Origin of the sequence: Psychrobacillus sp. MER TA 171 (assembly GCF_023713305.1) — a bacterium.
Lineage (GTDB): Bacteria > Bacillota > Bacilli > Bacillales_A > Planococcaceae > Psychrobacillus.
Genome location: NZ_JAMAWN010000103.1, coordinates 1 through 255 on the forward strand (window position 1 = coordinate 1; position 255 = coordinate 255).

Consider the following 255-nt stretch of genomic DNA (forward strand, 5'->3'; position numbering starts at 1 on the left):
ACCGTCAAGTAGAATTGAACACTTTTTGCTAATTTAGAGTGAACACTTTTGCTTAAAACAAATTCTGTCGGTTTTTCATCCGATAACTGTCTCCATTCATGTGTATTACCTCCACACGATGTAAAAGGCGATCTAAAATAGCCGTAGTAATTCCTTCATCTCCCATTAATTCTCCCCATTGATCTGGACTCTTATTAGAAGTTAAGATGATGGAACTTTGTTCATAAAGATGATTGATCATTTGGAAGAACAGAT

Annotated in this window: 1 protein-coding gene; it reads right to left on the reverse strand. The window is 35.3% G+C overall.

What is annotated here, in order from left to right:
* Nucleotides 1-52: 52 nt before the first annotated feature.
* The coding region (locus M3627_RS20650; protein WP_251557303.1) for an ATP-binding protein at nucleotides 53-255 on the reverse strand (203 nt) is incomplete at its 5' end.